This window comes from Labrys okinawensis (assembly GCF_047345005.1).
In the GTDB taxonomy this organism is placed as follows: Bacteria; Pseudomonadota; Alphaproteobacteria; order Rhizobiales; family Labraceae; genus Labrys; species Labrys okinawensis.
In genome coordinates, this window is record NZ_CP178864.1 from 2,287,777 (window position 1) to 2,313,922 (window position 26,146).

The following is a 26,146-nucleotide window of genomic DNA, read 5'->3' on the forward strand; positions in this document are numbered from 1 at the left end:
ATGCCCTCAACGACAGTGTTCCATGCCGGATTGTCGGGATAAGCCCGGCAATGACAAAAGTAGCGCGAACTCGCTCTTGCTTAAGTGAACCGCATTGGCACCAGCAGGGTGCCTTCTACTCCAGGGTCGCCACCCAGGCGCTATCCGGGCCGCGGGCGAAGTGGATGGTCACGACCTCGGCCGAGGCGGCCGGCGTCTTCTTCACGCTCGTTAGGCAGACTACACCAGGCTCGCCGGTGGCGGCCTTGCAGGATTTGATCGTGGCGGTCCCGTGCTGAGATTGGGAATTGCCTTGTGCGACCGCCGGGATGGCGCGATAGGCGGCGGTCGCCTCCGCGTCGCTGGGCTGGTCGAGGAAGACCGCGGCTGAGGCATTGCCGATCGGAGCAGCCGCTAGCAAGAGAGCAAGGATGGTGAAACGAACACGCATGCCCTAGGCCTCAACAACAATAATTCGCACCAGTCTGCAATTTCACAAAGTCCGCCAGCCGAAGCTGGCGGCAGTTTATGTTGGAAGTCACGACGTGTCTCGGCATCCCTCAAACAGAGTGACGTTAAGGCACGTTTTCAGTATGGCATTTTGGTGTGGTGATAGTTGGGCGCTCATATGAGAAACTGAAGAGATCTTGAGGTCGCGACCCGACTTGGCGTGCTTTTCTAAAGCCATCGGCCCAGCGATGGCTTTCTGCTCTTGGGCCGGCCAGACGCCGTCGAACCGACCCTGGAATGGGCGAGTCTGCCCGGCCTTGCCGCTGTTCAGAGCGACTCCCGGATGACCTTTCCAAGCCGCTCGATGCCCTGGTCGATCGCCTCGTCGCCGGCGAGCGAGAAACTGAGGCGGATAGTATTCGCGCCGGTGCCGTCGGCATGGAAGGCGCGGCCGGGCACGAAGGCGATGCGCGCCGTCTCGATCGCTCGGGCCAGCAATTCGGCCCCGTCGAGTTGCTCGGGCAGGGTGACCCAGATGAACATGCCGCCTTCCGGCCGCGTCCAGCTCACACCGCCGGGCATATGGCGATCGAGCGCGGCGAGCATACGGTCGCGGCGATGGCGATAGGCGCCGCGGATCTTCTCGACCTGGGCCGGGAAAGCGTGCTCGGCGACGTGGTGCATCGCCATCTGGTTGATGGTGGGACTGTGCAGGTCGGAGGCCTGCTTCATCAATACGAGTTTGCGGATCACGGGGGCGGCGGCGCAGATCCAGCCCATGCGCAGGCCCGGCGACAGCGTCTTGGAGAAGCTGCCGCAGGAAATGGTGCGCGTTGCGTTGATGCCACCATGCCTCATGACGTCCAGCGCCAGCATCGAGGGGACGGCGGTCCCGTCATAGCGCAGCGATTGATAGGCCGTATCCTCGATCACCACGATGTCGAGCTCTTCGGCGAGATCGAGCACGCGCTCGCGAGCCGCCTTGTCGAGCGTCTCGCCGGTGGGATTGTCGAAATCAGGCGTGAGATAGGCGAACTTCACCTGGCCGCCCGCCTTTTCGGCGGCGTCCCGATAGGCGGCCGGCGTGCGGTTGCCGTGCATCGGTGTCAGCCTGTCATAGCGCGGCTCATAGGCGTTGAAGGCCTGCAGCGCGCCGAGATAGGTCGGCCAGGTCACGAGGGCGGTATCGCCGGGCGAGAGCAAGAGCTTGCCGAGATAGTCGAGCGCCTGCTGCGATCCCGAGGTGATCAGGATATTGTCGGGCCCGCAATCGACGCCGAGCGCGGTCATCTGGCCCATCACCCAGTCGCGCAGGGCCGGGAAGCCCTCGCTGGTGGAATATTGCAGGGCTGCAGCGGCGCTGCCATCCGCCAGCACGCTGGCATAGGCCTCACGGAAGGCCTCCTTCGGAAAGAGCGAGGGATCGGGAATGCCACCGGCGAAGGAGATGATGTCGGGCTGCTCCAGGAGCTTGAGCAATTCGCGGATTTCCGACGCCCGCATCCGCCCCGAGCGCGTGGCGAAGATCGCTTCCCAGTCCAAGACCGTATCCTCCTGAAGGCTTGTTGCGGACACCATGCGCCTTCGAGGAAAATATGTCAATAATACTGACATATCATTCGGAATGTTGCGCGGGAGACGATATTCGGTTCCGCTTCAAAACTCTTGCCAGCCTCGCACCTTTTCGATCCCGCCAGCCATGCATAAGTTCGACTGGTCCGGCTGAGCCTGCTTGACCATGCACAGCGACTTGGCCCCGCACAACAAGGAGCAATGCCATGTCAGATCTGGATGCCGGAAAGTCCGGCAGCTTCAACATCGGCGGTGACCTTCCCGTCCATCGCCTCGGCTTCGGCGCCATGCGCATTACGGGTTCGGGTATCTGGGGCCCGCCGGCGGATCACGCGGAGGCCATCCGAACGCTGAAGCGCCTGCCGGAACTCGGCGTCAATTTCATCGACACGGCCAATTCCTACGGCCCGGATGTGTCGGAGGAGCTGATTCACGAGGCGCTGCACCCCTACAAGGGCCTGGTCATCGCCACCAAGGCCGGCCTGACGCGTTCCGGTCCCGATATCTGGACACCGAACGGCCGGCCCGACTATCTCAAGGCTGAAGCCAAGAGGAGCCTGAAGAAGCTCGGCGTCGAGCGGATCGATCTGTGGCAGTTGCACCGCATCGATCCAAAGGTGCCGCGCGATGAACAGTTCGGTGCGGTGAAGGAATTGCTCGACGAGGGACTCATCCGCCACGCCGGCCTCAGCGAGGTTTCGGTGGCCGAGATCCAGGCCGCCGCCAAGGTCTTCACGGTGGTGAGCGTGCAGAACCGCTACAACCTCGTCGACCGCGGCAGCGAGGATGTGCTGGATTATTGCGAGAAGCACGGCATCGGCTTCATTCCCTGGTATCCGCTGGCGGCCGGCGATCTCGCCAAGCCCGGCTCACTGCTCGACCGTCTCGCCAAGGCGCAGGGAGTAGCGCCGAGCCAGGTGGCGCTCGCCTGGGTGCTGAAGCGCAGCCCGGTGATGCTGCCCATCCCCGGCACCTCCAGGGTCTCGCATCTGGAAGAGAATGTCGCAGCGGTGAACGTCACCCTCTCCGAGGCCGATTTCACTGCCCTCGACAGCGAGGGCAAGAGGGCTTCGGCGGCCTGAGATATCACGCTTGACCGGGAACGCTTGAACGGACCCCTTGCGGGTCCGTTTTTGCGGCGGGGCAGAGGTCGGCGGTGTCAGTGCTGACGTTGGAGATTGATGGCGAGATCCCAGCCCGTCATTGCGCTCGCGATGACGGTGTTTGTGCCATGTCAATTGAAATGAGCGCCTATCGGCTTCGGCATGGCGGCAAATAAATTTCAAGATCGCCTGGAATAAAGCCGCCCTTAGCTTGTCTGTCTCCCTGACGATGCCTTTCGCTCGGGAGATTCAATGAGCAACTCCTCATCTTTTCGGCCGCAGCTTCACCGCCTTGCTACGGCCGGCCTCGCCGGTGCTCTCCTTCTGTCCCTGGTTTCTACCCTCCAGGCTGGCACGGACGAGAAGCCCTTTCTCGATGCCAATGATGCCGCCATGGCCAGGATGATGGCCGGCATGGCCGCCAAGCCCACCGGCGATGTCGATCGCGATTTCGTGGCGATGATGGAACCGCATCACCAGGGCGCCATCGAGATGGCTCAGGCCGAGCTGCGCTACGGCTCGAACGAGCAACTGCGCCGCATCGCTCAGGAGATCATCGTCGAGCAGCAGCAGGAGATCGCGGCGATGCAACTGGCGATCAATGCACCGCTTCCACCCTCCCAGCCTTCCCCCGACCAAGCCACGCCCAATCAGCCGTAACAGGAGCCTCGCGTGAAAAAGTCATTGCTCATCCTGGCCGTCCTGGCCACCACGGCCCTTGGCGGCCTGCGGCCCGCCTTTGCCGGCCAGGCGCCGGGCGCGGCCTCTTTGCCCGACATTCCGGTAAGCCATCGCGATCGCGTCTATGCGGCCGAACAGTTCTCCAACACGGTGTCGGTGACCGATCCGGTCGACAACCGGCTGCTCGGCGTCATCCGTCTTGGCGATCCGCAGCCCGGCAATCTCAGCCCGCTCTATCGTGGCCAGGTGCTCGTGCACGGCATGGGTTTCTCGCCCGACCACCGCACGCTCGCCGTCGTCTCGATCGGCACCAATTCGGTGACCTTCATCGACACCGCCACCAACGCGGTCAAGCATACGACCTATGTCGGCCGTGCTCCGCATGAGGCTTTCTTCACGCCGGATGGCAAGGAAGTCTGGGTCACCGTGCGCGGCGAGGACTATGTCTCGGTGATCGACGGCCAGACCTATGAAGAGAAAGCTCGCATCAAGCTGCCGGCCGGGCCGGGCATGACGATCTTCTCGCCGGACGGCAAATATGGCTATGTCTGCTCCTCCTTCAATCCTGAGACCGATGTCGTGTCGGTGGCCGACCACCAGATCGTCGGCAAGGTGAAGCAGGACAGCCCCTTCTGTCCGAACATCGCCGCCTCCGCCGATGGCGACCAGGTCTGGTTCACGCTCAAGGATGTGGGCAAGACCATGGTGTTCAACTCCAAGCCGCCCTTCAACGTGCTGCGATCGATCGACACCGGCCCCATCACCAATCATGTCAATCTCGTGCGCACGCCCAAGGGGAGCTTCGCCTATGTCTCGATCGGCGGCCTCAACGAGGTGAAAGTGTTCAATACCGCCGATTTCAGTCTGGTGGCGACCATTCCCGTCGGCAAGTTGCCGCATGGCGTCTGGCCCTCCGGAGACGGCTCGCGCGTCTATGTCGGACTGGAGAATGCCGATGCGCTCACCGCCATCGACACGGCCACCAACAAGGTGATCGCCACCATCCCGATCGGCCAGGCGCCGCAGGCGGTGAACTACGTGCCCGATGCCGTGCCCGAGGGCGAGGGAACGCAGAACCTGCAGCCGCTCGGCCTTGCCGGGCAGACCGCCCATCTCCAGCTCAAGGCTGTGAAGGGCGGTGCGGCGTCGCCAACCAGCGTCTCGCTATTCGACCAGGGTCTTGCCCAGGTGCTGCAGGCCTCCGTCACCGGGCTCGAGCCGAAGCAGCCCTATGTGCTGGCTCTTGCCGACAAGGCCGATGGCAGCGGCAACGTCGAACCGCTGGCAAGCTTCATGACCAATCCGGCCGGGGCTGCTATTGTCAATGCCGTGGGGCCGATCCGCCAGATCGTGCAGGGGGACGGCAAGTCCGCCAGGCGCTATCTGGTGATCCTGGCGGGGGATGATGCCAAGACCGGCAAGCCGGTCCAGATCCAGGCGGATTGAGATGATGCGGCTCGATCGGGATGCGCCCCTTAACGACATGAAGCGTCTGATCGAGCCGCAGATCCCGGCCTTGCGCCGCTACGCGCGCGCACTCGTGCGCGATCCCGTGGCCACTGACGACCTGGTGCAGGACTGCCTCGAGCGGGCGATCAGCCACTGGTCGCAGCGGCGGCAGGATGGCGAAGTGCGCCCCTGGCTGTTCTCCATCCTCCACAATCTCGCCGTCAACCAGATGCGGCAGGCGGCGCGGCGGGGCCGTCACGACAGTCTGGAAGTAGCTGATGAAGTCGCATTGGCACACCAGCCCGCACAGGAATCCCCTCTCTTGCAACGCGATATAATCAAGGCGCTCGCCACTTTGCCGGAGGAACAACGCAGCGTGCTCCTGCTGGTCTCGGTGGAAGAACTCAGCTACGCGGAAGCGGCGCGCGTTCTCGATATTCCATTGGGGACGGTGATGTCGCGGCTGGCGCGTGCCCGCGAGAAACTGCGCGAAGCGATGAATGGCGGCAATGTCGTGCGGCTCGACCCTTCTGCCTTCCGGAGGCCGAAATGAACAACGAACGTCCGACGGAAGACGAACTCCAGGCCTTTGTCGACGGCGTGCTCGACGAGGCTGCCCATGCCCATGTCGAGGATTATCTCGTCGGCCATCCCGAAGAGGCGGAGCGTATCGCCGACTATATCGCCCAGCGTGGCGAATTGCGGCATGTGCTCCAGCCCATCGCCGAGGAGAAGGTGCCGCCGAGGCTTGACCTCGATCGCATCATCGCGGCCACGCAGGCAAATAACCGACGGCGACCCTGGTTCGCCGACTGGCGGGCAATGGCTGCAGGCCTCGTGCTATTGCTGGCCGGCGGCGCCTCCGGCTGGTTCCTGCATGGTGTGCCGACTCCCGAGAGCGGGGGCATCGCCACCCTGGCGCGCGAGGCTGCCGACAATTACGCCGTCTATGGCGCCGACCATGTGCGGCCGGTGGAGCTCAAGGCCGATGCCCGCACCGAACTGGTCAAGTGGGTCTCCAATCGCCTGCAGCGGCCCATCTCCGTGCCCGATCTTAGCGAGTCCGGCTACCGCTTCATGGGTGGGCGCCTGGTGGCGACAGCGCATGGCCCGGCCGGGCTGTTCTTCTATGACGACGACCGCGGCACGCGTCTCGCCATGCTGATGCGGCCGATGGAGGTCGACAAGAACGCGCCGATGACCGAGCTCGACCTCGACGGTACCGGCGGCGTCACCTGGTCGAAGGATGGGCTCGGTTACAGCTTGGTCGGCCCGTCGCCACCAGCCCTCCTGCATCCGCTGGCGGACGAAGCCCGTCGGCAGATCGACGCGGCGATCTGATCGCTTCATAGTTCCATGAGGAGAGTGGCGATGGGATTTCTGAAGAGCCTCGCTCGAGAACGATGCCGGTAAAGGCTCGGAGTTCCTCATGCCCGGTAATGACAAAACGTCGAGGTTCCCCGGATCTTTCGATCTGCTCGTGAAGACGACAGCCCTACTGCTGGGTGCGAGCGTGCTGGCCCTGGTGGCAGTCTTCGGCCTGCTGGAGCCGATGTAGAGCGGGGATCCTGGGTCGAAGCGGGAACACATGGGGGGCGGGTCTTCAGACCCGGCTCGTTACGGGAACGGCACGGCCGAGAGCCGGGTCTGAAGACCCGCCCCCCAAGTGCCTTTCCCCTTAAGCACGTCGCCTTTACCCCCGCACCGTCACCGCGAAATCCGCATCTGGCCAGGGCTCGCCGATCTGGGTCACGCGGAAGCGGATTTCTGAGCCGGCGGGCAGGTTCGCCGTCGGCAGGTCGACATAATGCAAGGCCAGGCCCGGATCGGTGGTGTGGTCTTCGCTGTGACCAGCCCACTTGTCGAAGCTCCAGCGGACCGAGGAGAAGTCCAGCAATTCCACGCGCAGCACCTCGCCCGGCGCGATCGTCTTGCGCTGGTGATTGAGGCGCCAGAAGCGCTTGTTGCTCGTGACCTTTTGCCTGCAATAACGCTCCACTGTCTGGGGCGGGGTGTCGAACACCTTGCCGTCGCGCAACGAGCGCAAGAGCTTGATGTGCTCGCCATGCGCCCAGACCAAAGGCATGGCGCTGCCCGAGGGCTTGCCGAAGAAGAGTTCGTCCTCCGGCTGGTCCGGGCTGTCCCAGATCTGTTCGGGCAGCATGCCGCCGGGGCCGGCCGAGAGCTCCAGGGCCCTGAGCAGGCGCCTGGCTTCCTCCGGGTGGCCGGCGGCGAGCTCGTAATGGGCGCGCTCGCCCGTCAGCAACGGCCAGAGACGGCCGACGCCGGTGCCATCGAAGGCCGAGCCGTCCTCATGCTCGCCATAGCCATCATTGTTATAGCGGTACCAATAGGGTCCGTTGGGCAGGTCCCGCTTGAGGAGGCTGTCGATCGCCTTCGCGGTGGCGATCATGCGCGGATCATTGGCTTCGCGCAGGCCGAAGCGTACCAGCGCCAGCGCATCGGGGCTCAGCAGCATCTTGGCGCTGAGCACGGCGTCCTGCGCCGAGCGGTTCTTGATCGGCACATTCTCGCTTAGGCCGGCGCTGTCCTCGATGTCGCCGGGGCCGATGCGGACATAATACCCCTCGATTCCGAGCTTGCCGGCAAGGTCCGTGCCGGTGGCGAAGGTCCAGTCGTCGATTTCGCTATGCCAGCCGTCGGCGGTCTCCCGCAGGAAGGTCGCGGCCGCCGGCTTGCGGGCTGCGTCCATGGCGTCGGCGGCAGCGAGAAGGGCGGCGATCTCCACCGCGAGCGTGAAGGGCGAATAGCCGGTGTCCTCTTCCCAGCGGTCCTCGTCGGTGACCGGGCCGTTGCGCAGCACGAAGCTCGCCGCCTTCTCCAGCGTGGGCTGGAAACGAGCGCGATCGGCCTCGGTGATGCTGCCGGCCCGCTTGAGCATGTCGTAGAGCAGGATCGGGAAGGCGGTCTCGTCCATCTGGATGCCGTCCCAATAGGGATGACCGTCGATCCAGTTGTTCTGCGACCAGTGCCCGTCCTCTTCCTGGATGGCGGCGAGATAGTCGAGGATGCCGCGGGCATCGGCCGGGCTGCCGGCTGCCAGGAAGCCGCCAGCCGTCTCAACGAGATCGCGCGGCCAGACGAGGTGATAGCCTCCGAGATTGTTGTCGCCCATGTTGAAGCCCCAGGGCGTCGACAGGCTGGCGATGGCCCCGCCTGTGAAGGCGCCAGTGCGATGAGCGGCGAGCATGGCGGTGGAGGTACGGTAGCCGGTGGTCTCGCTGAGGCTCTGGCTATCGAGCGCCTCGAGGCCGCCCTGCCAGCCCTGCCAGATTTCGTGGCTGCGGCTGCGAGCAGGCTCGATGCCCTGCTGCAGGCTGGCGATGGCGTTGAGCGCCGCCTCCTCAGGCCCGAGGCCGAGGCCGAGCGTCACCAGAGCGTGGCCATCGCTGTCGGAGAGGTCAAGCGTGCCGGTGAGCGCGACGTTGCCGTCACTCGCTCGCTGCCAGTCGGTAACCACCCCCTGGCCGCGATGCAGCGTCTGCCAGCCATCCGACGTGCCGACGAAGCCGGTCGAGCGAGCGCTCCACCGCACAGAGGCGGCGAGGGCGAGGGAGACATTGTTGGTGCCGCTGGCGAACAGCAGGCCATAGCCCTTGTAGTCGTCAACCCAGGCGTTGTTGTGGGTACCCTGGTTGAAGATATGGGGCGCCAGCAGGACATGGAGCTTGTAGTCGGCGAGTTCGCCGTGCAGGGCCTCGAAGTGGATATCCTGCAGCACGCTCTCGTGGAAGGGATCGGCAAGGATGGTCTTGGAGATGCGATAGCGTCCGTCGCTGGCGGTGTTGACCAGCTTGAAGACCGGTACACCGTCCTGGTCCATGCGGATGTCGGAGACGGTGTCGCGCTTTTCCTCGGAGAAATAATCCGGTGCGGTGACGAGGAGGCCACAATCGCGCGTGCAGGCACGATCGATGCGCGGATAATAGACCTCGTTGAGAATGCCGTGGCTGAGGGCGAACCACACCCGGCTGGCTGGGGAGGCGGCAGTGCCAATGCCGCTCTTGGCCGCGGAGGTCCAGCGCGGCAGCAGGCCCGGGGCGCCGGGCGGCACCTCGCCATGGCTCATGTCTTGGCTCCCTTGGCGGGAGCCGGCGGGGCTTCCTCGGACGACCAATAATTCTTCAGCCGCCACAGCGCGGCGCCGCCATCAAGGCCGGCGTCATTGGAGCCGATTGTGATGTTCTTGGGAAATTCCACCTTGAGATGCTTGGTGTTGCCGCCGCCGAGATAGAGATGATCGAAGTGGAACAGGGTGAAGAGCACCTCGGTGACATATTTGACCCGCTTGTTCCACCGCTTGCTGCCGATCTTCTCGCGCGCGGCCTCGCCGATATAGTCGTCGTAGGTCTTGTTCTTGGTAATCGGGTGGTGCGCCAGCTCCATGTGGGGCATCAGCTCGCCGTCGCGGAATACCGCCGTGCCGGCGCCTGTGCCGAGGGTGAGGGCGAGTTCGATGCCCTTGCCCTTGATCAGGCCCAGGCCCTGCACCTCTGCGTCGTTGATCACGCGCGACGGTTTGCCGAGCTTGGCCGAGAGCTTGGCGCCGAGCGGGAAATTGTCCCAGCCTTCAGGGCTGAGATGGGGAGCGGTGAGGATCTTGCCGTGGCGAACCATGCCGGGGAAGCCGACAGAGATACGGCCATAGGCGGGCAGGGGCGCGACGAGCTGCGCCAGCGTGTCGACCAGCAGGGCAGGCGGGCAGGGATGCGGGGTGGGCACCCGCACGCGGTCGCCCTTCATCTTGCCGTTGGCGTCGATGATCGCCGCCTTGAGGCCTGTGCCGCCGATATCGATGGCCAGGATATCCGTGTTTGCGCTCGCCAACTCCGCGTTCCCTCTTTTTAGGCTTCCATTACGTAACAGTTCCGTGACGATGGGACTGTCCAATTGTGGCTGACTTGTGTTGAAGCGCAAGGGGGTGTCCGAATTCCCTCGCACGCCACGCGCATGCCGCTCCTAACTAAACCCAGGGTTGTTAACCATACGGCCTGCACTCAATTGAGGCGGATTGTTGCCGTTTTATTAAGCGGCGTGCACGAAATCCATGCAGGCGCCGCATAGCCGGCATACGCACTTATGCGTGCGATTTTTTACCGTTCGGTGCGGATTCGGGATATAACCCAGCCCAACAAATCAATCGAACTTGGAAAGTAAAAGTTATGGTTCTCTTTGGCTTCATCTCTGCGATCACTTCGCGTCTCACTGCTTATCGTAACTATCGCCGCACCCTGCAGGCCCTGTCGGCTCTCGATGATCGTGAGCTGTCGGACCTTGGTATTTTCCGCGGCCGCATTGAAGAGATCGCTCGCGGCGCTGCCCGCTAAGAATTTGCTCTCCGGAGCACCGAAAAGTCAGGCCGCTGGGGGAAACCTCAGCGGCCTTTTCTTTGCTGACCTTCGGGAATTACTGCCGGCAGCATACGCCAGCCGATATAGGCGCTGAGAAAGCTCAGCAGGGCGGTTGAAAGAGCCACCGAAAGGAAGGCCGTGATCAGCGCGTATGCGCGCATGGCTTGCGCCGCAGGATCCATCGGGACCATCGGTTCGCCATAGCCACCCGGTACCAAAGCCGGATCGATGCTGAGGCGATAGGCGAGGGACGCCACGACACCCAGGCCTGCCACCGCGAACAGCCCGGCAATGCGCGCAACGCCGTTGTTGACGCCGGATGCTGTGCCGGCGAGGGAGTCGTCGGTCGCCGTCATCACCGTGGTGGTGAGCGGGGAGACCACCAGTCCCATGCCGATGCCCATCACTGCCATGGCCGGCATTATGCCGAACCAGAAGGCCTGCAGGGCGACGGCGAGGCCCAGGCCGAGGAAGGAGAGGCCGGTGACGCCGGCGCCGAGCGTCAGGGGCAGGCGCGGGCCGATCCTGTCGGTGAGCTTGCCGGCATAGGCGCCCATGATTGACATGGTGACGGTAAAGGGCAGGAACACTGACCCCGCATAGGCTTCCGGCAGCCGGAGGGCCTCGATCAGCGTGGTCGGCAGGAAGAACAGCGCACCGGCGAGCGAGAAATAGAGGAAGAAGGTGAGAAGGTTCGCGCCGTTGAACACCGGCAGCGCGAACAGGAAGCGCGGCAACATCGGCGCCTTCGACCGCCCTTCCCAGAACCAGAACAGTGCCAGCGCCGTGACGCCGGCAAGAAAGGCGAGGGCGATCCGCAGGACGTCCGGCTGTGCATCGCTGGCATAGGTCAGCCCCAGCGCCAGAGCGCCGAGGCCGATCGTCACCAGCAGCGCACCGACGAGATCGAGGCCGCCGTCCTGCTGGGCGGCGAAGCGCGGCGTATGCGCAAGCAGCAGGGCGAGCGCGATGAGGCCGATCGGCAGGTTGAGCCAGAAGATCCAGCGCCACGCCTCCGGCCCACCGGTCTCGATCAGAAAGCCTGCAATGATCGGCCCGAAGGCCGAAGCGATTCCCGAGGCCATCGACCAGATGCCGATAGCCCGCCCGCGCTCCCGCGACTCATAGGCTCGGGCGATGAGGGCCAAGCTGCCCGGTATCATGAAGGCCGCTCCTGCGCCCTGGATCGCCCGCAGGGCGATCAGCTGGCTGGGCGAGGCGGCAAGCGCGCAGCCGATCGAAGCCAGGCAGAAAACCGAGATTCCGCCCGCAAAAGTCTCGCGCAGCCCGAACCGGTCTCCTGCTGTCCCGCCCACCAGGATCAGCGAGGACAGCAGCAGCATATAGGCATTGACGATCCACTGCGCCTGGCCGAATCCCGCCTCGAGGCTGGAGCGGATGGCCGGGATCGCTACCGGCAGCACCGAACCATCGATGAAGCCGAGCGAGGAGGCGAGCACGGTTGCGATGAGCACGGCGGCGCGGATCGACCGGGGCGAAGAAGCATCGGACATGTCTCCGCCCTACCAGTTACGGACAAGAAACGACAACTCATTTCATGGGGGAGGCAGGGAAGCGCGCGCCCGTCATCCTCGATCCTCCCCCGTTTTGCTTCCCGCGTTCTTGCCAAACCAAGCCAGGGCCTCGTCCAGCTGCGTAAACTTCGCCTCTTCGTCGAGCTTGGTCCGCTCGCCGTCCTTCTTCTCGAAGCGCCGGCCGCGGTAGAAAGTCGTCACGCCCCTTCCATCGGTGTTCGGCTTGTCGAGCTTCCACAGTTCCGCTGCCTCGTCCTCGCGAATCCTGACCCAGCGCAGCGTCACAGGCCGTTGATCCGCATCAGGGCGTCGAAATGGAGCCTGGCCTGGTGATCGAGCACGGCAGTCCACTCGCGCGCGGTGCTTTCCACCACCTGCTGGGGAATCAGCTTCAGCGGCTTGCCGGTCGACATCGCCAGCACCTGTTGGCGGCAGGCCCGGTCGAGATAATAGAGGTCGTCGAAGGCGGTGGCGACCGAGGGGCCGCCGACGATCACACCGTGATGGGCGAGGAAGACGATATCGGCCTTCTGGTCTGACTTGGCGGTGGAGGCGATGCGCTCGCCCTCCTCGGAGCCGGAGGCGAAGCCGCCGAATTCGTCGTTATAGGCGGTCCGGCCGTAGAAACGCGCGGCGGTCTGATGGGCCATTTCGAGACGCCCGCCTTCCACCATGGTCAGGCTGGTGGCCCAGGGCATATGGGTATGCAGCAAGCACAGATGCCGTGGATTGGCGCGGTGGCCCGCGATATGGATATTGCGCGCCGTCGCCTCGAGTTCGCCTTCGCCTTCGATGATCTCGCCCTTGCCGTCGACGAGCAGCAGGTCGTCCGGGCGCATCTCCGACCAGTGGATACCATAGGGGTTAAAGAGATAGCACTCCTCGCCCGGCACCTGCACCGAGAAGTGGTTACAGATGCCCTCGTTGTAATCGAACTTGGCGGCAAGGCGGAAAGCGGCCGCAAGCTCGCGGCGGTAGACATCGATATCGGGCATCTCGGGCGGTCCGGTTCGGGAGAGAGGCCGAACCTATCGACGTGGTGGGCAAAGGACAAGGCCGTCATCTCGCACGCGCTGCGATGCGAAGCCTTGCCGCGCAGATGCGGGACCGCCCGTCGCAAAAATCAGCGGAAGGTCCCGCATCTGCGCCGCGGCATTGCATGCCGCAACGCGTGCGGGATGACAGCCTTTTACTGGCTGCCGATCAGGATGCCGGTGAACAACACGAGCAGGCCGCCCAGCACCACCTGGACGATGGCTGAGGTGAAGGGCGTCGCCATGAAGCGCGTGCGGATCCAGGAAATGGCGATCAATTCCACCACCACGACGCAGCCCGCGACGCCGGTGGCCACCCAGAAATCCGGGATGAGATAGGGCAGCGTATGGCCAAGCCCACCCACGGCCGTCATGATGCCGCACGCTGCGCCCCGCACCCACGGCAGGCCGCGGCCGGTGATCTCGCCGTCGTCGGAGAGGGCTTCCGTCAGGCCCATGCTGATGCCGGCGCCGATCGAGGCGGCGAGGCCCACCAGGAAGGCGTCCCAGGAATGCTGGGTGGCAAAGGCGGCGGCGAAAATCGGGGCGAGGGTGGAGATAGAGCCGTCGATCAGCCCGGCCAGGGCCGGCTGCACGATCTGCAGCACGAAGAGCTTCCGAGCCGTCTCCTCCTCGCTCTGCCTCTCCTCCTTCGGCACACCTGCTTCCAGCGTGGCCGCCAGATTCTCGTGACGCTTCTCCTCCTCCGCGAGGTCGGCCAGGAGGGCGCGGATATCGATATCGCGGGCTTGCCCGGCCGCCCGCTCATAATATCTCGCCGCCTCCAGTTCCATCGTCTCGGCCTGCTCGCGCATGGCGTCGATGCGCAGATTGTCGAGCAGCCAGATCGGGTTGCGCTTGAGGAAACCCGTCACGTCCTGGCGGGTGATGTAGGGCAGGGTGTCGCCGAACTTCGAGGTGTAGAGCTCGGCGAGGCGGTGGCGATGGCCGTGCTCTTCGTCCGCCATCGCCTCGAAGATCCTGGCGGAAGAGGGATAGTCCGCCCGCAGGCGGTTGGCGAACTGGAGGTAGATGCGCGCATCCTCCTCCTCATTGGAGATGGCGAGCGCGAGAATCTCGGCCTCGTTCAGGTCAGCGAAGCGTTTCATGGCATATTCAGATTTTAATTGGAATAATTCTAAATTAGGTAATCGTTACCCTGCTTCAGCCGGAGAGTCGAGTGCAATCTCCGGAGCGGAGCGTTTCGATCCCGAAAAAAGGCTGTGAAGAAAGGCCGAAATAGTCTCAGCTCCCAGGGCTGCTCGCCAACCAGATAGTGTGCCGCGCGCCACTGCGGCCTTTGTTGGCGCGCACACGCACTTCGTCGACGGTGAAGCCTGCCTTCAGCAGGCGTTGGGTGAATTTCGGATCGTCGCGCTGCGACCACACAGCGAGCACGCCTTCGGGTGTCAAGGCCCTCGCCGTTGCCACCAGACCCTCGATCTCGTAGAGGCGGTCGTTCGACTGGCGTGTCAGACCTTCCGGCCCATTATCGACATCGAGCAGGATGCCATCGAACCGGCGCCCGGACCGGATCACCTTGCCGACATCCGCTATCTCGATGCTCACGCGTGGATCATCCAGACTGGTGCCGAAAATCGACGCCATCGGGCCCCTTGCCCAGGCCACCACAGCCGGCACAAGTTCCGCCACCGCGATCTCGGCATCATCGGGAAAACAGGCGAGCGCCGCGCGCAGCGTAAAACCCATGCCGAGCCCGCCGATCAGGATGCGAGACCGCTTGCGTGCGCCGATCCGCTCCCGAGTCATGGTTGCCAGTGCCCCTTCGGAGCCGCTGAGACGGCTGTTCATCAGCTCGATCGGACCCAGCATGATCGAAAACTCGGCCCCACGCTGCATCAGGCGCAGTTCCCCATCGCCACCCGGGATCGTCGATGTAGCAAGGCGATTCCAGGGAATCATGGGCACTCCAGTGCAAGACGGCGACGGTATGGGTTCGTCTAGAGCAAGGCGCGCTTACAGGCAAACGAACATTGCTTAACCCTTTGATTTAACGTGTCTTTGCGATTCCTGTCATTCCGTAAAATTGCAAAACGCTATCGCAGAATGCCACGATAAAGGTAGCGCGCCTTGGGCGGATCGTCGCAAGTGCTGAGTTCAAGGCATTGCTGGCTGTAGCGGTCAATGGGAGGCGGTCCGTGTGTCATGTTCAAATTCATCGATGAGTGTTCGATTGCGCTGTCTCAAGGTGAAGCGATCGTTTTCGGCATTTGTCATTCCACCCCAAACTGGCAGGATGGCGAAAATGATGCGAGGAGAGAGCGATGGCGACGCGATTGAACTGGGGGATACTGGGAACCGGCTGGATTGCGGATCTCTTCGTCAAGGACCTCCAACTGACGGGTCGCAAAGTCGTCGCCGTCGGCTCGCGCAGCTAGGCCGGAGCCGATCGCTTCGCCAAGACCTTTGGTATTCCCAACGCTCATGGCAGCTACAAGGACCTCTGTGACGACCCGGAGGTCGATCTGATCTATGTCGCCACCCCACATCCGATGCATGCCGAAAACGCGCTCATGGCGCTGGAGGCCGGCAAGCACGTGCTGATTGAAAAGCCCTTCACCATCAATGCCGAAGAGGCGCGACGCATCGTCCACCTTGCGAGCGCCCGCAAACTTGTCGTGCTGGAAGCGATGTGGAGCCGATTCCTGCCGCACATGGTTCGCGTGCGCGAGATTCTCGCCTCCGGCGCGCTCGGCAAGGTGTACTCGGTGATCGCCGACCACACCCGCGACCTGCCCAGCGATCCTGGTCATCGCCTCAACGCCCTGGAACTCGGCGGCGGCGCTCTGCTCGATCTCGGCATCTATCCGATTTCCTTCGCCTGGGATGTGCTTGGCAAGCCCGAGGAAATTGTCTCCATGGCGCGTTTCAAGCACACGGGCGCCGACGCCGAGGTCGCCACCATCTTCCGCCATGCCGGCGGCGCGATGTCGACGACGATTTCGACCAGCGACAATGGCGGACCCAATGTCGCCGTGGTTCTCGGCACCGAGGCGCGCATCGAGTTTGCCGCAACCTGGTATATGCCGACCTCGTTCCGTGTCATCGATCGGCATGAAAAGGTGCTGGAGACCTATTCTTTTGACGTCCCCGGGCGCGGCATGCAGTATCAGGCTGATGAGATCGAGCGACTGGTGAGGGAAGGCCGGCTCGCCGGCGACATCCTGCCGCCGGACGAAACCGTCGGCATAATGGAGACGCTCGACACCATTCGACGGCAGATTGGCCTGCGCTACCCCACGGAGCAGTGAACACCGGCGCGTTTCCCTACGAGTTGTCGCAGTCGGAAGGACCCGTTCGTGCGCCTGGCGGTGATAGCTCAGTCCTAGTTTGACAGTTCCTGTGTGGATTGTCGTCAGGCCGCCGGCAGATACGGCACGCTGAACAGGCGCGACAGGATGGCGCTGATCACGAAGTTGATGATGATGCCGATCAGGATGACGGCGATGGTGTAGATCAGCGACCTGTCCTGCGGCGTGCGCATCATGACGGGCACGCCGGTAAAGAGCAGGTAGATGCTGTAGAGGCCGAGGAGGCCGAGAAAGCCCAGAAGAGGGATGACGGCGAAGATTCCCGCGAGCCACGCCGCTGTCATGGAATAAGCCACGAGCTTGAACGCGTTGAGGAAATCCGACGTGCTGTCGAAACTGGGCGCCAGCTTGTCCACAAGCAGCGCCACGACATAGACGACCACCAGCGAGGCCGCGTAGCTGAGAATTGCGAAGATCAGGCCGCTGAAGAAGCCAATCCGCATGCCGCCGAAGCCGATCAGCCATGTGCCGAGGAAAGTCGCGACGGGACCAATCGCCGCGAGATAAACCACGTAATGGCGGTAGATTGCCTCGACGCTGGTAGCCTCCCCGGCGATGACCCGCCATTCCTCGCTGGGAGACAGCAGGAGGTTTCGTGCTCGTGCAACCACGTCCATGCCAGCCTCCCGTGGAGTTCAACCCGCCCAAAATACCACACGGCACCTTCGGTTGTATGGCAATCCCTGGCGTATCTCGTCAGTTATCCAATGCCGTTGAGCTGGCAGAGGAGGCGCATGCGATGAGCGGCGCGTTCGGGATCGACAAGCAGCTGCGCCTTGTCGGCGAGACGGAAGACATCGGCATAGTGGGCGATCCCACGGGCCGATTCAGCCCCGCCCACCATGCGGAAATGATCCTGGAAACCGTTCAGCCAGGCCATGAAGACCACACCGCTCTTGTAGAACTGGGTGGGCGCTTCGAACAGGCGGCGCGAGAGGGCGACCGTGGGATCAAGGATGGCGCGGAAGCCTTCGGCGTTGCCGGCGCTCAGGCGGTCCATCGCGGCGGCGGCGGCAGGTGCGATCGGATCGAAGATGCCGAGCAGGCCATGCGAGAAGCCCTGGAGGTCGCCCTGCATCAGCTCGGCGTAGTTGAAGTCGTCGCCGGTGTACATCGCCACGCCCTCCGGCAGCAGCCGGCGCATGGTGATCTCCTTGCCCGTGTCGAGCAGCGAGATCTTGATGCCGTCGATCTTGGAGGCGTGGCTGCGGATGAGCTCCAGCACCGTCTGCATGGCCGGTTCGAAGCTCTTCGAACCCCAGTAGCCCTCCAGCGCCGGATCGAACGCGTCGCCCAGCCAGTGCAGGATCACCTTGTCCTTCGTCTGCTCGATGAGCCGGCCATAGACGGAGAGATAGTCCTCCGCCCCACCCGCCACCTGGCAGAGCGCACGGCTTGCCATCAGAATGATTCGTCCGCCATGTTTCTCGACATGAGCGATCTGCTCCTCATAGGCCTTGACGACGTCATCGAGGGAACGGGCCGCTTCCGGCTCGAGCTGGTCGGTGCCGGCGCCACAGGCAAGATCCGCCCCTTCGACGCTGCGGGCCTCGCTGAGGGATCGCTCGATCAGCTCGGCCGCGCCGGGCCAGTCGAGACCGAGGCCGCGCTGGGAGGTGTCCATCGCCTCGGCGATCTTGAAGCCGAGGTTCCAGAGATGGTGGCGGAATTTCATTGTGGCGTCCCAATCGACGGCCGGCTTGCGCCAGGGATCGGAGAGCGCGCGTGCATCCGCCACGACATGGGCGGCGGCATAGAGAATGCGGGGGAAATCGCCGGAATGCAGCGTGGAATAGGGGGAGGCAGGGCCATGCTCATAGGGCTCCAGGCCACCGTCCAGCGTAGGCAGAACCAGCGCGCTCATCGCACTCTCCTCGATCGTCTCCCATCCTCGCTTCTTGCTAATCGAAGCTGCGCGCGAGGTGCCCGAAGAAGACAATTAGAACGTTCCAAAGTCAAGGCGTATTCGATTTTTTTTGATTTTAGCAAGATAAAACAAGGGCATGAAGATACTGCTTTGAGATAGTTGACATTGAAATCAGAACGTTCCAAAAATAGCGCCGTCGGCTCAGGGGAAGAAGGCCGAACAGGAGAGAGCGCGGATGGACGGGGCGAAGCGCGGCGCGGGCCGGGCGACGACAATCGTTGACATCGCTAGGGCGGCGGGCGTGTCGAAATCGACCGTGTCGCTCGTTCTCAAGGAGTCTCCTCTCGTCAAGCCGGCCACGCGTGAACGCATCATGCGGGCCATCGACCAGCTTGGCTATGTCTATAACCGCTCGGCGGCGAGCCTGCGTACCGCGCGCTCCAGCTTCGTCGGCATGGTCATCTCCGATCTGATGAATCCCTTCTTCACGGAGCTTGCCGTCGGCATCGAGGACGGACTGCACAATATGGGTTTCGTGCCCATCCTCGCCAACACCAATGAGGACGTGGGCCGGCAGACCAAGGTGCTGCAGTCGCTGCGCGAGCACGGCGTGGCCGGCATCATCATGAGCCCGGCGCGGGGCACGGATGTCTGGTCCCTAGCCGAGACGTTGCCGCGTTCCCTGCCAATGGTGCTGACCATGCGCCGGGTCGACGGCTCGACGCTGCCCTATATCGGTCCGGACAACCGAACCGGGTCGCGCGAGGCGGTGACCCACCTCATCAATCTCGGCCATCGCTCGATCGCCTTCTTCGGCGGCTACAGCACCATGACGACGCAACGCGAGCGCATTTCCGGCTATCGCGACGCCCTGATCGCCGCCGGCCTGCCGCTGCATGACGAACTGATCTTCGAGAGCATGCCGACCCGTGCCGGCGGTGCGGAATCGCTTGCCGCCGCGCTCGCCAGCCCTCTGAAGCCGACGGCCGCCTTCTGCTACAACGATATCGTCGCGATGGGCGCTACCCGCGCACTCGGCCTCCGGGGCATTCGTGTCGGCATCGATTTCGCCGTGATCGGTTTCGACGACATCGTCGAGGCCGAGCACAATGCGCCGCCGCTGACCACGGTGAACGCCGACACCCGCATCATGGGCACGCGCGCCGCGCGCAGCCTGCTCGGCCTGATCGACGGGGCCGATCCCGAGGCGATGTCGTACACGGGCACCACGCGCCTGGTGGTGCGGGAATCCTGCGGCGGCCATCGGCGCGAAACTTTCAAGGAGACGGCATGATGGCCAAGGGCTTGCGCTGGGGGATCGTCGGAGCGACGACGATCGCCAGGGAGTGGATGATCGGCGCAATACGCGAATCCGGCGGCGAGGTGGTGTCGGTGATGTCCTCCGACGTCGAGCGCGGCAAGGCCTATGCCAGGGAGAATGGCATCCCGCATTCGACCAAGAGCCTGTCGACACTGCTCGGCAAGGACATCGATGCCGTCTACGTCGCCACCACCAACGAGAAGCACAAGGCGCAGACGCTCGCCGCCGCCAAGGCCGGCATTCATGTGCTGTGCGAAAAGCCACTGGCGCTGAGGCTTTCCGACGCCCACCAGATGGTGGCGGCCTGCAAGGCGGCGGGCGTGGTGATGGGCACCAACCATCATCTGCGCAACGCCGCGACCATCCGCGCCATGCGGGATGCCGTGGCGGGCGGGAAGATCGGCAAGCCTTTGTTCGCGCGTGTCTTCCATGCCGTCTATCTGCCGCCCCATCTGCAGGGCTGGCGCATCAAGGACGCCAAGGCGGGTTCCGGCGCCGTCATGGACATCACCGTGCATGATGCCGACACGCTGCGTTTCGTGCTCGGCGAGGAGCCGGTCTCGGTCACCGCCTATACCCAGCAGGGCGGCATGGGCGGCAGCGGCATCGAGGACGGTGTGATGGGCGTGGTACGCTTCAAGAGCGGCGTGCTTGCACAGTTCAACGACGCCTTCACCACCAGATATGCCACCACCGGTTTCGAAGTGCATGGCAGCGAGGGCTCGCTCATCGGCACCAATTGCATGACGCAGAAGCCCGTGGGCGACGTGGTGCTGCGTGACGCCTCCGGCGAGCACAAGCTCGAGATCAAGCCTGAGAATCTCTACGTGCGCAGCGTGACCGCCTTCCAGAATGCCGTGCGGGGCCAAAATCTTTCCAGCCCACCCCAACCCGCCGCCACAGGCGAGGACGGCATCCGCTCGATGGCGCTGGCGCTCGCCGCGCTCAAATCTGCCCGAACCGGTCGCGAGGCCAAAGTCGAGGCAGGCTTGGTCGAGACGGGGCTCTGAGCGATGGCATTTCCGAAGGTTCTCACGACCGACCAGGCTGCGGCGCTGATCCCGGATGGGGCTGTCGTCACGGTTTCCTCATCCTCGGGCCTGGGCTGCCCCGATGCGACCCTCGCCGCCATCGGCAAGCGTTTCGAGGAGACCGGGCATCCCCGTAACCTCACCACGCTGCATCCGATCGCGGCTGGCGACATGTGGGGCATCAAGGGCGTCGACCATATCGCCAAGCCGGGCCTGCTCGCCCGCATCCTCGGCGGCTCCTATCCCTCCGGCCCCTCGTCGGCCGAGCCGCCGGCGATCTGGAAGATGATCACCTCCAACGAGATCCCCGCCTACAACATCCCCTCGGGCATCCTGTTCGATATGCATCGTGAGGCGGCCGCCAAGCGTCCCGGCGTGCTGACCAAGATCGGCATGGACACCTTCGCCGACCCCGCGCGCCAGGGCTGCGCCATGAACGCCAAGGCCGCCGAGGAGCCGGTGGTGCGCAAGATTGAATTCGATGGCGACGACTGGCTCTACTTCAAGGCGATCGTGCCCCAGGTCGCCATCATCCGCGCCACCACGGCCGATGAGCGCGGCAATCTTTCCTATGAGCATGAGGGCGGCTATCTCGGTCCACTCGATCAGGCCCTGTCGGTGCGCAACAATGGTGGCATTGTCATCGCGCAGGTGAAGCGCCTCGCCAAGAGCGGTACCATCAAGCCTCAGCAGGTGCTGGTACCGGGCATTCTCGTCGATGCCATCGTGGTAGTGCCCGATCAGATGCAGACCACCCATACCGTCTACGAGCCGGCGATCTCGGGCGAGATCTTCCGGCCGCTGTCGAGCTTCGAGGTACCGGAATTCGGCGTCTCCAAGGTGATCGCCCGACGGGTGGCGCAGGAACTGCGCTATGGCGATGCGGTCAATATCGGCTTCGGCATTTCCGCCAACGTGCCGCGTATCCTCATCGAGGAGGGGCGGCATGGCGATGTGACCTGGGTGATCGAACAGGGCGCCGTCGGCGGCGTGCCGCTGCTCGACTTCCAGTTCGGCTGCGCCTCCAATGCGGAGGCGATCATGCAGTCACCCTATCAGTTCACCTACTTTCAGGGCGCGGGTTTCGACGCGTCGCTGCTGTCCTTCCTGCAGATCGACCGGCAGGGCAATGTCAACGTCTCCAAGCTCGGCGTGCGCCCGCACGTCACCGCGGGGGCAGGGGGCTTCATCGACATCACCGCGCGGGCCAAGCGCATCATCTTCTCGGGCTTCTTCACCGCCGCGGCGGGTCTTGCCATCGAGAATGGCGCGCTGGCGATCACCAGGGAGGGCAAGGTGCGCAAGCTCGTCAACGATGTCGAGCATGTCTCGTTCTCCGGCAGCCGGGCCGTCACCCAGGGCCAGGACATCACCTACATCTCCGAGCGCTGCGTGATGAAGCTGACGGCCGAGGGCATCCTCGTCACCGAAATCGCCCCAGGCGTAAACCTGGAGCGCGACGTGCTGGCGCAGGCCGAGTTTCCGCTCAAGGTGGCAGGCGATCTCAAGGTCATGGATGCGGTGCTTTTCCAGCCGGGGGTGATCGGCCTGGATATTGGGGGAGGGCGCGCCGATGTCTGAGCCCGTCCGCCTCGAAATCGAAGGCCTCATCGCCGTCATCACTCTGGCCCGGCCCGAGAAGCTTAATGCTCTCGATGAGGCGATGATTGGCGGACTTGCCGCCGCGGTGGACGCCATTGATGCCAATGTCACCGTGCGCGCCGCCATCCTGACTGGCGAGGGCAAGGGCTTCTGTGCCGGCGGCGACATCGCGGCCTGGGGCAAGCTGTCGCCGCTCGAGATGGGCCAGCATTGGGTACGCAACGGCCATCGTGTCTTCGACCGGCTGACGCGCCTGCGCGTGCCGCTGGTGGCCGCGCTCAACGGCCATACGCTCGGCGGGGGGCTGGAACTCGCCGCTACCGCCGACATCCGCATCGCCGAGGAGCAGGCCAAGTTTGGCCTGCCGGAAACAGGCATCGGCATGGTGCCGGGCTGGTCGGGCACGCAGCGCCTTGTCGCCCGTTTCGGCGCCGCCGCCGTGCGCCGCCTTGCCCTGACCGGCGAGATCGTCACCGCCGAGCGCGCCCTCCAGCTCGGCCTCATCGACGAGATCGCGCCGAAGGGCGAGGGGCTGCAGCACACTCGCGCGCTCTGCGAGAAGATCGCCGCGCGTGGGCCTGTCGCCAATATCGTCGCCAAGCAGATGATCAATGCCGCCGAGGGCGAGGATGCCGCGGCGGCCATGGAAATACTCGCCGGATCGCTGGTGTCCTACACCAGCGATCTCAAGGAGGGCGTCGCCAGCTTCGTCGAGAAGCGTCCGCCTGTCTTTAAGGGATTTTGACCGTGACCATTGCCGTACGCCTCGACCAGACCCGCCTTTCCGCCGCGCTCGCCAGCGTCCCTCAGACGCATGAACTCTTCATCGGCGGTCGTTTTGGTCCCGCCGCCAGCGGCAAGACCATCGAGCGCCTCAGCCCCGGCCACGGCGTCAGGGTCGCCACCTATGCCGAGGCCGGCGCAGCCGATCTCGACCGTGCCCTTGCCGCTGCGCGCAAGGCCTTCGACCACGGGCCCTGGCCCGATATGACGGGGGCAGAGCGCTCGCGCCTCCTGCACAAGGTCGCCGATCTCGTCGAGGCGAAGCTCGAGATCTTCGCCACGCTCGACAGCCTTGAATCCGGCAAGCCGATCAGCCAGGCGCGCGGCGAGATGGCCGGCGCCATCGACATCTGGCGCTATGCCGCGGGCCTCGCGCGCGACCTGCATGGCGAGAGCTACACCACGATCGGCGCCAACAAGCTCGGCCTGGTGGTGCGTGAAGCCATCGGCGTTGTCTCGATCATCACGCCCTGGAACTTCCCCTTCCTGATCGTCAGCCAGAAGCTGCCCTTCGCGCTCGCCGCCGGCTGCACCGCCGTGGTCAAGCCGAGCGAGATGACCTCGGGCTCCACGCTCCTGCTCGGCAAGGTTCTCGCAGAGGTCGGCCTGCCGGAAGGCGTCGTCAACATCCTCTCCGGCTATGGCCCGGAGATCGGCGCGCCGATGACCACGGATGCCCGCGTCGACATGGTCTCCTTCACAGGCTCGACTCGCGTGGGCAAGGCAGCGATGGCGGCGGCTTCGAGCACCCTCAAGAAGATGTCGATGGAGCTCGGCGGCAAGAACCCGCAGCTGATCTTCCCCGACGCCGACATGGATGCGGCGCTCGATGCGGCTGTGTTCGGCTCCTATTTCAACGCCGGTGAATGCTGCAACGCTGGCAGCCGCCTGCTCGTGCATCAGGATATCGCGGCCGAGTTCGAGGCTGAGTTCGTCGAACGTTCGAGCCGTGTGGTGGTTGGCGATCCGCTCGATCCCACGACGCTCGTCGGTGCTCTGATCTCGCCGCAGCATTTGGCGCTGGTGGAAGGCCATGTCGCCCACGCCAGGTCGGAGGGAGCCAATGTCGCCCTTGGCGGCAGCCGGCTCGACAGCGATGGGGGGCAGTTCATGGCGACGACCGTAGTCGCCGGTGCCAAGCCTTCCATGGCGATTGCGCGCGACGAAGTCTTCGGACCGGTGGCGACCCTGATACGCTTTTCAAGCGCCGATGAAGCGGTGGCTATCGCCAACGGCGTCGATTACGGGTTGTCAGCCAGCGTGTGGAGCCGGGACTTCGACACGGCCGTTGGCGTTTCCAAACGTTTGCGCGCCGGCACGGTATGGACCAATACTTTCATGGATGGCGCGGCTGAGCTGCCTTTCGGCGGCTTCCGCCAATCCGGCATCGGGCGGGAACTCGGCCGCAATGCGGTGGCCGACTATACGGAAGAAAAAACTTTGCACCTTCATTGCGGACCGCGAACGGCCTGGTGGCTGCCGCGGTAGGCAAATGAATTCAGGAGCCATTGTCGATGGCTCCTGATGCCCTTCTGTGAATCTTCGCCAAATCTCCGGTTTGGCATCGAAAATTCACAGGTGTTCAGGGACCGGGCGTTCCAGCGCCGCTGGCCCCTGACAAAAGACGTCGCCGGAACGTATCCGGCATTATGGTCATGGGAGGATTATATGACCGTTCGTATGAAACTGATCGCCGGCGTGGCCCTTGCCGCTGCCAGCTTCGGCCTGGCGGGTCTGAGCGTAACGGCCGCTCAGGCGCAGACCAAGGAAGTGCAGATGCTGCACTGGTGGACCTCCGGCGGCGAAGCAGCCGCCCTGAGCGTTCTCAAGAAGGACCTGGCCGACGAGGGCTATGCCTGGAAGGACGTGCCGGTGGCCGGCGGCGGCGGTGACGCTGCCATGACCGCGCTGAAGGCAATGGTCGCCAACGGCAACAACCCGACCGCGTCGCAGATGCTTGGCTACACCGTGCTTGACTATGCACAGGCCGGCAAGATGGGCGATCTGACCGATCTCGCCAAGTCGGAAGGCTGGGACAAGGTGGTGCCGGCGCCGCTGCAGAAATTCGCTGTCTATGACGGCAAGTGGGTCGCCGTTCCCGTCAACGTCCACTCGGTCAATTGGCTGTGGATCAACAAGGCGGTGTTCGACAAGATCGGCGGCACCCAGCCGAAGACCTTCGACGATTTCATCGCTCTCCTCGACAAGGCCAAGGCTGCCGGCGTGACGCCGCTCGCCCTCGGCGGCCAGGATTGGCAGGAAGCCACCATGTTCGACTCGGTCGTGCTCTCCACGGGCGGTCCCGAGTTCTACAAGAAGGCCTTCAACGATCTCGACGAAGCCTCGCTGAAGTCGGACACCATGAAGAAGTCGTTCGACAATCTGGCCAAGCTCAAGGCCTATGTCGATCCGAATTTCTCGGGCCGCGACTGGAACCTGACCACCGCCATGGTCATCAAGGGCGACGCCCTCGTGCAGGTGATGGGTGACTGGGCCAAGGGCGAGTTCAAGGCCGCCAAGAAGACCCCGGGCACCGACTATATCTGCATGCGCTTCCCGGGCACCGACGGCAGCGTCGTCTACAACTCCGACATGTTCGGCATGTTCGCGGTTCCCGACGATCGCAAGGAAGCCCAGGTCGCCCTGGCCAAGGCAACGCTGTCCAAGTCCTTCCAGTCGTCCTTCAACGTGGTCAAGGGCTCGGTCCCCGCGCGCACCGACGTCCCGGACACGGACTTCGACGCTTGCGGCAAGAAGGGCATCGCCGACCTTAAGGCAGCCAATGAAGGCGGCACGCTGTTCGGCTCGCTCGCCCAGGGCTATGGCGCTCCTCCAGCCATCGCCACCGCCTACAAGGACGTCGTGGACAAATTCTTCAACGGCCAGATCAAGACCTCGGATGAAGCTGTGACCCAGCTCGTCAAGGCCATCGACGAAGCCAAGTAAGAGCCGAAGGCGGCCGGGCGCGGCTTGCCGCGCCCGGTTTGCCCAAACCTTTGTGCCGTGTCGGTCGTCATTGCAAGCGGAGCCAAGCA

Annotated in this window: 25 protein-coding genes; 14 read left to right on the top strand and 11 right to left on the bottom strand. The window is 64.0% G+C overall.

The genetic code is table 11. From position 1 onward, the window contains the following. Positions 1-115: 115 nt before the first annotated feature. Together ACMDCR_RS10765 and ACMDCR_RS10770 are read right to left on the bottom strand one after the other, a co-directional pair. Positions 116-430, bottom strand: coding sequence for a hypothetical protein (locus ACMDCR_RS10765; protein ID WP_413992522.1), 315 nt, complete (start codon positions 428-430; stop codon positions 116-118). Positions 431-756: 326 nt separating this feature from the next. Continuing rightward, positions 757-2,007 (bottom strand): PLP-dependent aminotransferase family protein, encoded by a 1,251-nt coding sequence (locus ACMDCR_RS10770; RefSeq protein ID WP_413992523.1) that lies wholly within the window; start codon positions 2,005-2,007, stop codon positions 757-759. A 200-nt stretch (positions 2,008-2,207) separates the two neighbouring features. Between ACMDCR_RS10770 and ACMDCR_RS10775 the strand changes: the two genes are divergently transcribed. The 6 genes from ACMDCR_RS10775 (at position 2,208) to ACMDCR_RS10800 (ending at position 6,792) form a co-directional block, all read left to right on the top strand. Beyond that, positions 2,208-3,083: an aldo/keto reductase gene (locus tag ACMDCR_RS10775; RefSeq protein ID WP_413992524.1), complete on the top strand. Its 876-nt coding sequence runs from the start codon at positions 2,208-2,210 to the stop codon at positions 3,081-3,083. A gap of 273 nt (positions 3,084-3,356) precedes the next feature. After that, positions 3,357-3,764, top strand: a complete 408-nt coding sequence (locus tag ACMDCR_RS10780; protein ID WP_413992525.1) for a DUF305 domain-containing protein — start codon at positions 3,357-3,359, stop codon at positions 3,762-3,764. Between the two features lie 12 nt (positions 3,765-3,776). Continuing rightward, complete coding sequence (locus ACMDCR_RS10785) at positions 3,777-5,231, top strand: YncE family protein (RefSeq protein WP_413992526.1); 1,455 nt, start codon at positions 3,777-3,779, stop codon at positions 5,229-5,231. Positions 5,232-5,235: 4 nt separating this feature from the next. Then, positions 5,236-5,787: a sigma-70 family RNA polymerase sigma factor gene (locus tag ACMDCR_RS10790; protein ID WP_413993583.1), complete on the top strand. Its 552-nt coding sequence runs from the start codon at positions 5,236-5,238 to the stop codon at positions 5,785-5,787. After that, positions 5,784-6,575: an anti-sigma factor family protein gene (locus ACMDCR_RS10795; protein WP_413992527.1), complete on the top strand. Its 792-nt coding sequence runs from the start codon at positions 5,784-5,786 to the stop codon at positions 6,573-6,575. The genes ACMDCR_RS10790 and ACMDCR_RS10795 overlap by 4 nt, the downstream gene beginning before the upstream one ends. Before the next feature lie 88 nt (positions 6,576-6,663). Then, positions 6,664-6,792 carry a hypothetical protein gene (locus ACMDCR_RS10800; protein WP_413992528.1) on the top strand — a complete coding sequence of 43 codons (129 nt, stop codon included), beginning with the start codon at positions 6,664-6,666 and terminating at the stop codon, positions 6,790-6,792. A 135-nt stretch (positions 6,793-6,927) separates the two neighbouring features. Here ACMDCR_RS10800 and ACMDCR_RS10805 read toward each other — a convergent pair whose 3' ends face one another. Together ACMDCR_RS10805 and ACMDCR_RS10810 are read right to left on the bottom strand one after the other, a co-directional pair. Beyond that, a complete protein-coding gene (locus ACMDCR_RS10805; protein WP_413992529.1) occupies positions 6,928-9,324 on the bottom strand; it encodes a glucan 1,4-alpha-glucosidase in 2,397 nt (798 codons plus the stop codon). Continuing rightward, positions 9,321-10,082 carry an ROK family protein gene (locus tag ACMDCR_RS10810; protein WP_413992530.1) on the bottom strand — a complete coding sequence of 254 codons (762 nt, stop codon included), beginning with the start codon at positions 10,080-10,082 and terminating at the stop codon, positions 9,321-9,323. Before ACMDCR_RS10810 ends, ACMDCR_RS10805 begins: the two co-directional genes overlap by 4 nt. Before the next feature lie 335 nt (positions 10,083-10,417). On the opposite strand from ACMDCR_RS10810, the gene ACMDCR_RS10815 reads away from it, so the two are divergent. Further along, positions 10,418-10,582, top strand: coding sequence for a DUF1127 domain-containing protein (locus ACMDCR_RS10815; RefSeq protein WP_284311480.1), 165 nt, complete (start codon positions 10,418-10,420; stop codon positions 10,580-10,582). 47 nt (positions 10,583-10,629) lie between these two features. On the opposite strand, the gene ACMDCR_RS10820 is transcribed toward ACMDCR_RS10815, so the two are convergent. From ACMDCR_RS10820 to ACMDCR_RS10840, 5 genes are all read right to left on the bottom strand, one after another. After that, a complete protein-coding gene (locus tag ACMDCR_RS10820) occupies positions 10,630-12,120 on the bottom strand; it encodes an MFS transporter (RefSeq protein WP_413992531.1) in 1,491 nt (496 codons plus the stop codon). Between the two features lie 72 nt (positions 12,121-12,192). Then, positions 12,193-12,426 carry a hypothetical protein gene (locus ACMDCR_RS10825; protein ID WP_413992532.1) on the bottom strand — a complete coding sequence of 78 codons (234 nt, stop codon included), beginning with the start codon at positions 12,424-12,426 and terminating at the stop codon, positions 12,193-12,195. Further along, positions 12,423-13,136 carry an aldolase gene (locus ACMDCR_RS10830; protein WP_413992533.1) on the bottom strand — a complete coding sequence of 238 codons (714 nt, stop codon included), beginning with the start codon at positions 13,134-13,136 and terminating at the stop codon, positions 12,423-12,425. The genes ACMDCR_RS10825 and ACMDCR_RS10830 overlap by 4 nt, the downstream gene beginning before the upstream one ends. A 194-nt stretch (positions 13,137-13,330) precedes the next feature. Continuing rightward, a complete protein-coding gene (mbfA, locus tag ACMDCR_RS10835; RefSeq protein ID WP_413992534.1) occupies positions 13,331-14,284 on the bottom strand; it encodes an iron exporter MbfA in 954 nt (317 codons plus the stop codon). A gap of 136 nt (positions 14,285-14,420) precedes the next feature. After that, entirely contained in the window at positions 14,421-15,098 is a 678-nt protein-coding gene (locus tag ACMDCR_RS10840) for a spermidine synthase (protein ID WP_413992535.1), read from the bottom strand. A 509-nt stretch (positions 15,099-15,607) separates the two neighbouring features. Between ACMDCR_RS10840 and ACMDCR_RS10845 the strand changes: the two genes are divergently transcribed. Beyond that, entirely contained in the window at positions 15,608-16,447 is an 840-nt protein-coding gene (locus tag ACMDCR_RS10845; protein ID WP_413993584.1) for a Gfo/Idh/MocA family protein, read from the top strand. A gap of 104 nt (positions 16,448-16,551) precedes the next feature. Here the strand turns inward: ACMDCR_RS10845 and ACMDCR_RS10850 are convergent, their stop codons facing one another. Together ACMDCR_RS10850 and ACMDCR_RS10855 are read right to left on the bottom strand one after the other, a co-directional pair. Next, positions 16,552-17,124, bottom strand: a complete 573-nt coding sequence (locus tag ACMDCR_RS10850) for a Yip1 family protein (RefSeq protein ID WP_413992536.1) — start codon at positions 17,122-17,124, stop codon at positions 16,552-16,554. 83 nt (positions 17,125-17,207) lie between these two features. Further along, positions 17,208-18,371 (bottom strand): dihydrodipicolinate synthase family protein, encoded by a 1,164-nt coding sequence (locus ACMDCR_RS10855; protein WP_413992537.1) that lies wholly within the window; start codon positions 18,369-18,371, stop codon positions 17,208-17,210. 238 nt (positions 18,372-18,609) lie between these two features. On the opposite strand from ACMDCR_RS10855, the gene ACMDCR_RS10860 reads away from it, so the two are divergent. From ACMDCR_RS10860 to ACMDCR_RS10885, 6 genes are all read left to right on the top strand, one after another. Then, positions 18,610-19,668 carry a LacI family DNA-binding transcriptional regulator gene (locus tag ACMDCR_RS10860; RefSeq protein ID WP_413992538.1) on the top strand — a complete coding sequence of 353 codons (1,059 nt, stop codon included), beginning with the start codon at positions 18,610-18,612 and terminating at the stop codon, positions 19,666-19,668. Continuing rightward, positions 19,668-20,705, top strand: a complete 1,038-nt coding sequence (locus ACMDCR_RS10865) for a Gfo/Idh/MocA family protein (RefSeq protein WP_413993585.1) — start codon at positions 19,668-19,670, stop codon at positions 20,703-20,705. Before ACMDCR_RS10860 ends, ACMDCR_RS10865 begins: the two co-directional genes overlap by 1 nt. A gap of 3 nt (positions 20,706-20,708) precedes the next feature. Beyond that, on the top strand, positions 20,709-22,307 hold the full coding sequence (locus ACMDCR_RS10870) for an acyl CoA:acetate/3-ketoacid CoA transferase (protein WP_413992539.1): 1,599 nt from the start codon (positions 20,709-20,711) through the stop codon (positions 22,305-22,307). Further along, positions 22,300-23,073 (top strand): enoyl-CoA hydratase/isomerase family protein, encoded by a 774-nt coding sequence (locus ACMDCR_RS10875; protein ID WP_413992540.1) that lies wholly within the window; start codon positions 22,300-22,302, stop codon positions 23,071-23,073. The genes ACMDCR_RS10870 and ACMDCR_RS10875 overlap by 8 nt, the downstream gene beginning before the upstream one ends. An 8-nt stretch (positions 23,074-23,081) precedes the next feature. Next, positions 23,082-24,599 (top strand): aldehyde dehydrogenase family protein, encoded by a 1,518-nt coding sequence (locus tag ACMDCR_RS10880; protein ID WP_413993586.1) that lies wholly within the window; start codon positions 23,082-23,084, stop codon positions 24,597-24,599. Positions 24,600-24,779: 180 nt separating this feature from the next. Then, positions 24,780-26,057 carry an ABC transporter substrate-binding protein gene (locus tag ACMDCR_RS10885; RefSeq protein ID WP_413992541.1) on the top strand — a complete coding sequence of 426 codons (1,278 nt, stop codon included), beginning with the start codon at positions 24,780-24,782 and terminating at the stop codon, positions 26,055-26,057. The last annotated feature ends 89 nt before the right edge of the window (positions 26,058-26,146 follow it).

Coding starts and splice junctions, on each gene's coding strand:
- ACMDCR_RS10770 (WP_413992523.1), bottom strand. CDS start 2,007: ATGGTGTCCGCAACAAGCCTTCAGGAGGATACGGTCTTGGACTGGGAA.
- ACMDCR_RS10780 (WP_413992525.1), top strand. CDS start 3,357: ATGAGCAACTCCTCATCTTTTCGGCCGCAGCTTCACCGCCTTGCTACG.
- ACMDCR_RS10815 (WP_284311480.1), top strand. CDS start 10,418: ATGGTTCTCTTTGGCTTCATCTCTGCGATCACTTCGCGTCTCACTGCT.
- ACMDCR_RS10875 (WP_413992540.1), top strand. CDS start 22,300: ATGTCTGAGCCCGTCCGCCTCGAAATCGAAGGCCTCATCGCCGTCATC.
- ACMDCR_RS10870 (WP_413992539.1), top strand. CDS start 20,709: ATGGCATTTCCGAAGGTTCTCACGACCGACCAGGCTGCGGCGCTGATC.
- ACMDCR_RS10860 (WP_413992538.1), top strand. CDS start 18,610: ATGGACGGGGCGAAGCGCGGCGCGGGCCGGGCGACGACAATCGTTGAC.
- ACMDCR_RS10850 (WP_413992536.1), bottom strand. CDS start 17,124: ATGGACGTGGTTGCACGAGCACGAAACCTCCTGCTGTCTCCCAGCGAG.
- ACMDCR_RS10790 (WP_413993583.1), top strand. CDS start 5,236: ATGCGGCTCGATCGGGATGCGCCCCTTAACGACATGAAGCGTCTGATC.
- ACMDCR_RS10765 (WP_413992522.1), bottom strand. CDS start 430: ATGCGTGTTCGTTTCACCATCCTTGCTCTCTTGCTAGCGGCTGCTCCG.
- ACMDCR_RS10885 (WP_413992541.1), top strand. CDS start 24,780: ATGACCGTTCGTATGAAACTGATCGCCGGCGTGGCCCTTGCCGCTGCC.
- ACMDCR_RS10830 (WP_413992533.1), bottom strand. CDS start 13,136: ATGCCCGATATCGATGTCTACCGCCGCGAGCTTGCGGCCGCTTTCCGC.
- ACMDCR_RS10800 (WP_413992528.1), top strand. CDS start 6,664: ATGCCCGGTAATGACAAAACGTCGAGGTTCCCCGGATCTTTCGATCTG.
- ACMDCR_RS10865 (WP_413993585.1), top strand. CDS start 19,668: ATGGCCAAGGGCTTGCGCTGGGGGATCGTCGGAGCGACGACGATCGCC.
- ACMDCR_RS10840 (WP_413992535.1), bottom strand. CDS start 15,098: ATGATTCCCTGGAATCGCCTTGCTACATCGACGATCCCGGGTGGCGAT.
- ACMDCR_RS10775 (WP_413992524.1), top strand. CDS start 2,208: ATGTCAGATCTGGATGCCGGAAAGTCCGGCAGCTTCAACATCGGCGGT.
- ACMDCR_RS10795 (WP_413992527.1), top strand. CDS start 5,784: ATGAACAACGAACGTCCGACGGAAGACGAACTCCAGGCCTTTGTCGAC.
- ACMDCR_RS10820 (WP_413992531.1), bottom strand. CDS start 12,120: ATGTCCGATGCTTCTTCGCCCCGGTCGATCCGCGCCGCCGTGCTCATC.
- mbfA (WP_413992534.1), bottom strand. CDS start 14,284: ATGAAACGCTTCGCTGACCTGAACGAGGCCGAGATTCTCGCGCTCGCC.
- ACMDCR_RS10855 (WP_413992537.1), bottom strand. CDS start 18,371: ATGAGCGCGCTGGTTCTGCCTACGCTGGACGGTGGCCTGGAGCCCTAT.
- ACMDCR_RS10805 (WP_413992529.1), bottom strand. CDS start 9,324: ATGAGCCATGGCGAGGTGCCGCCCGGCGCCCCGGGCCTGCTGCCGCGC.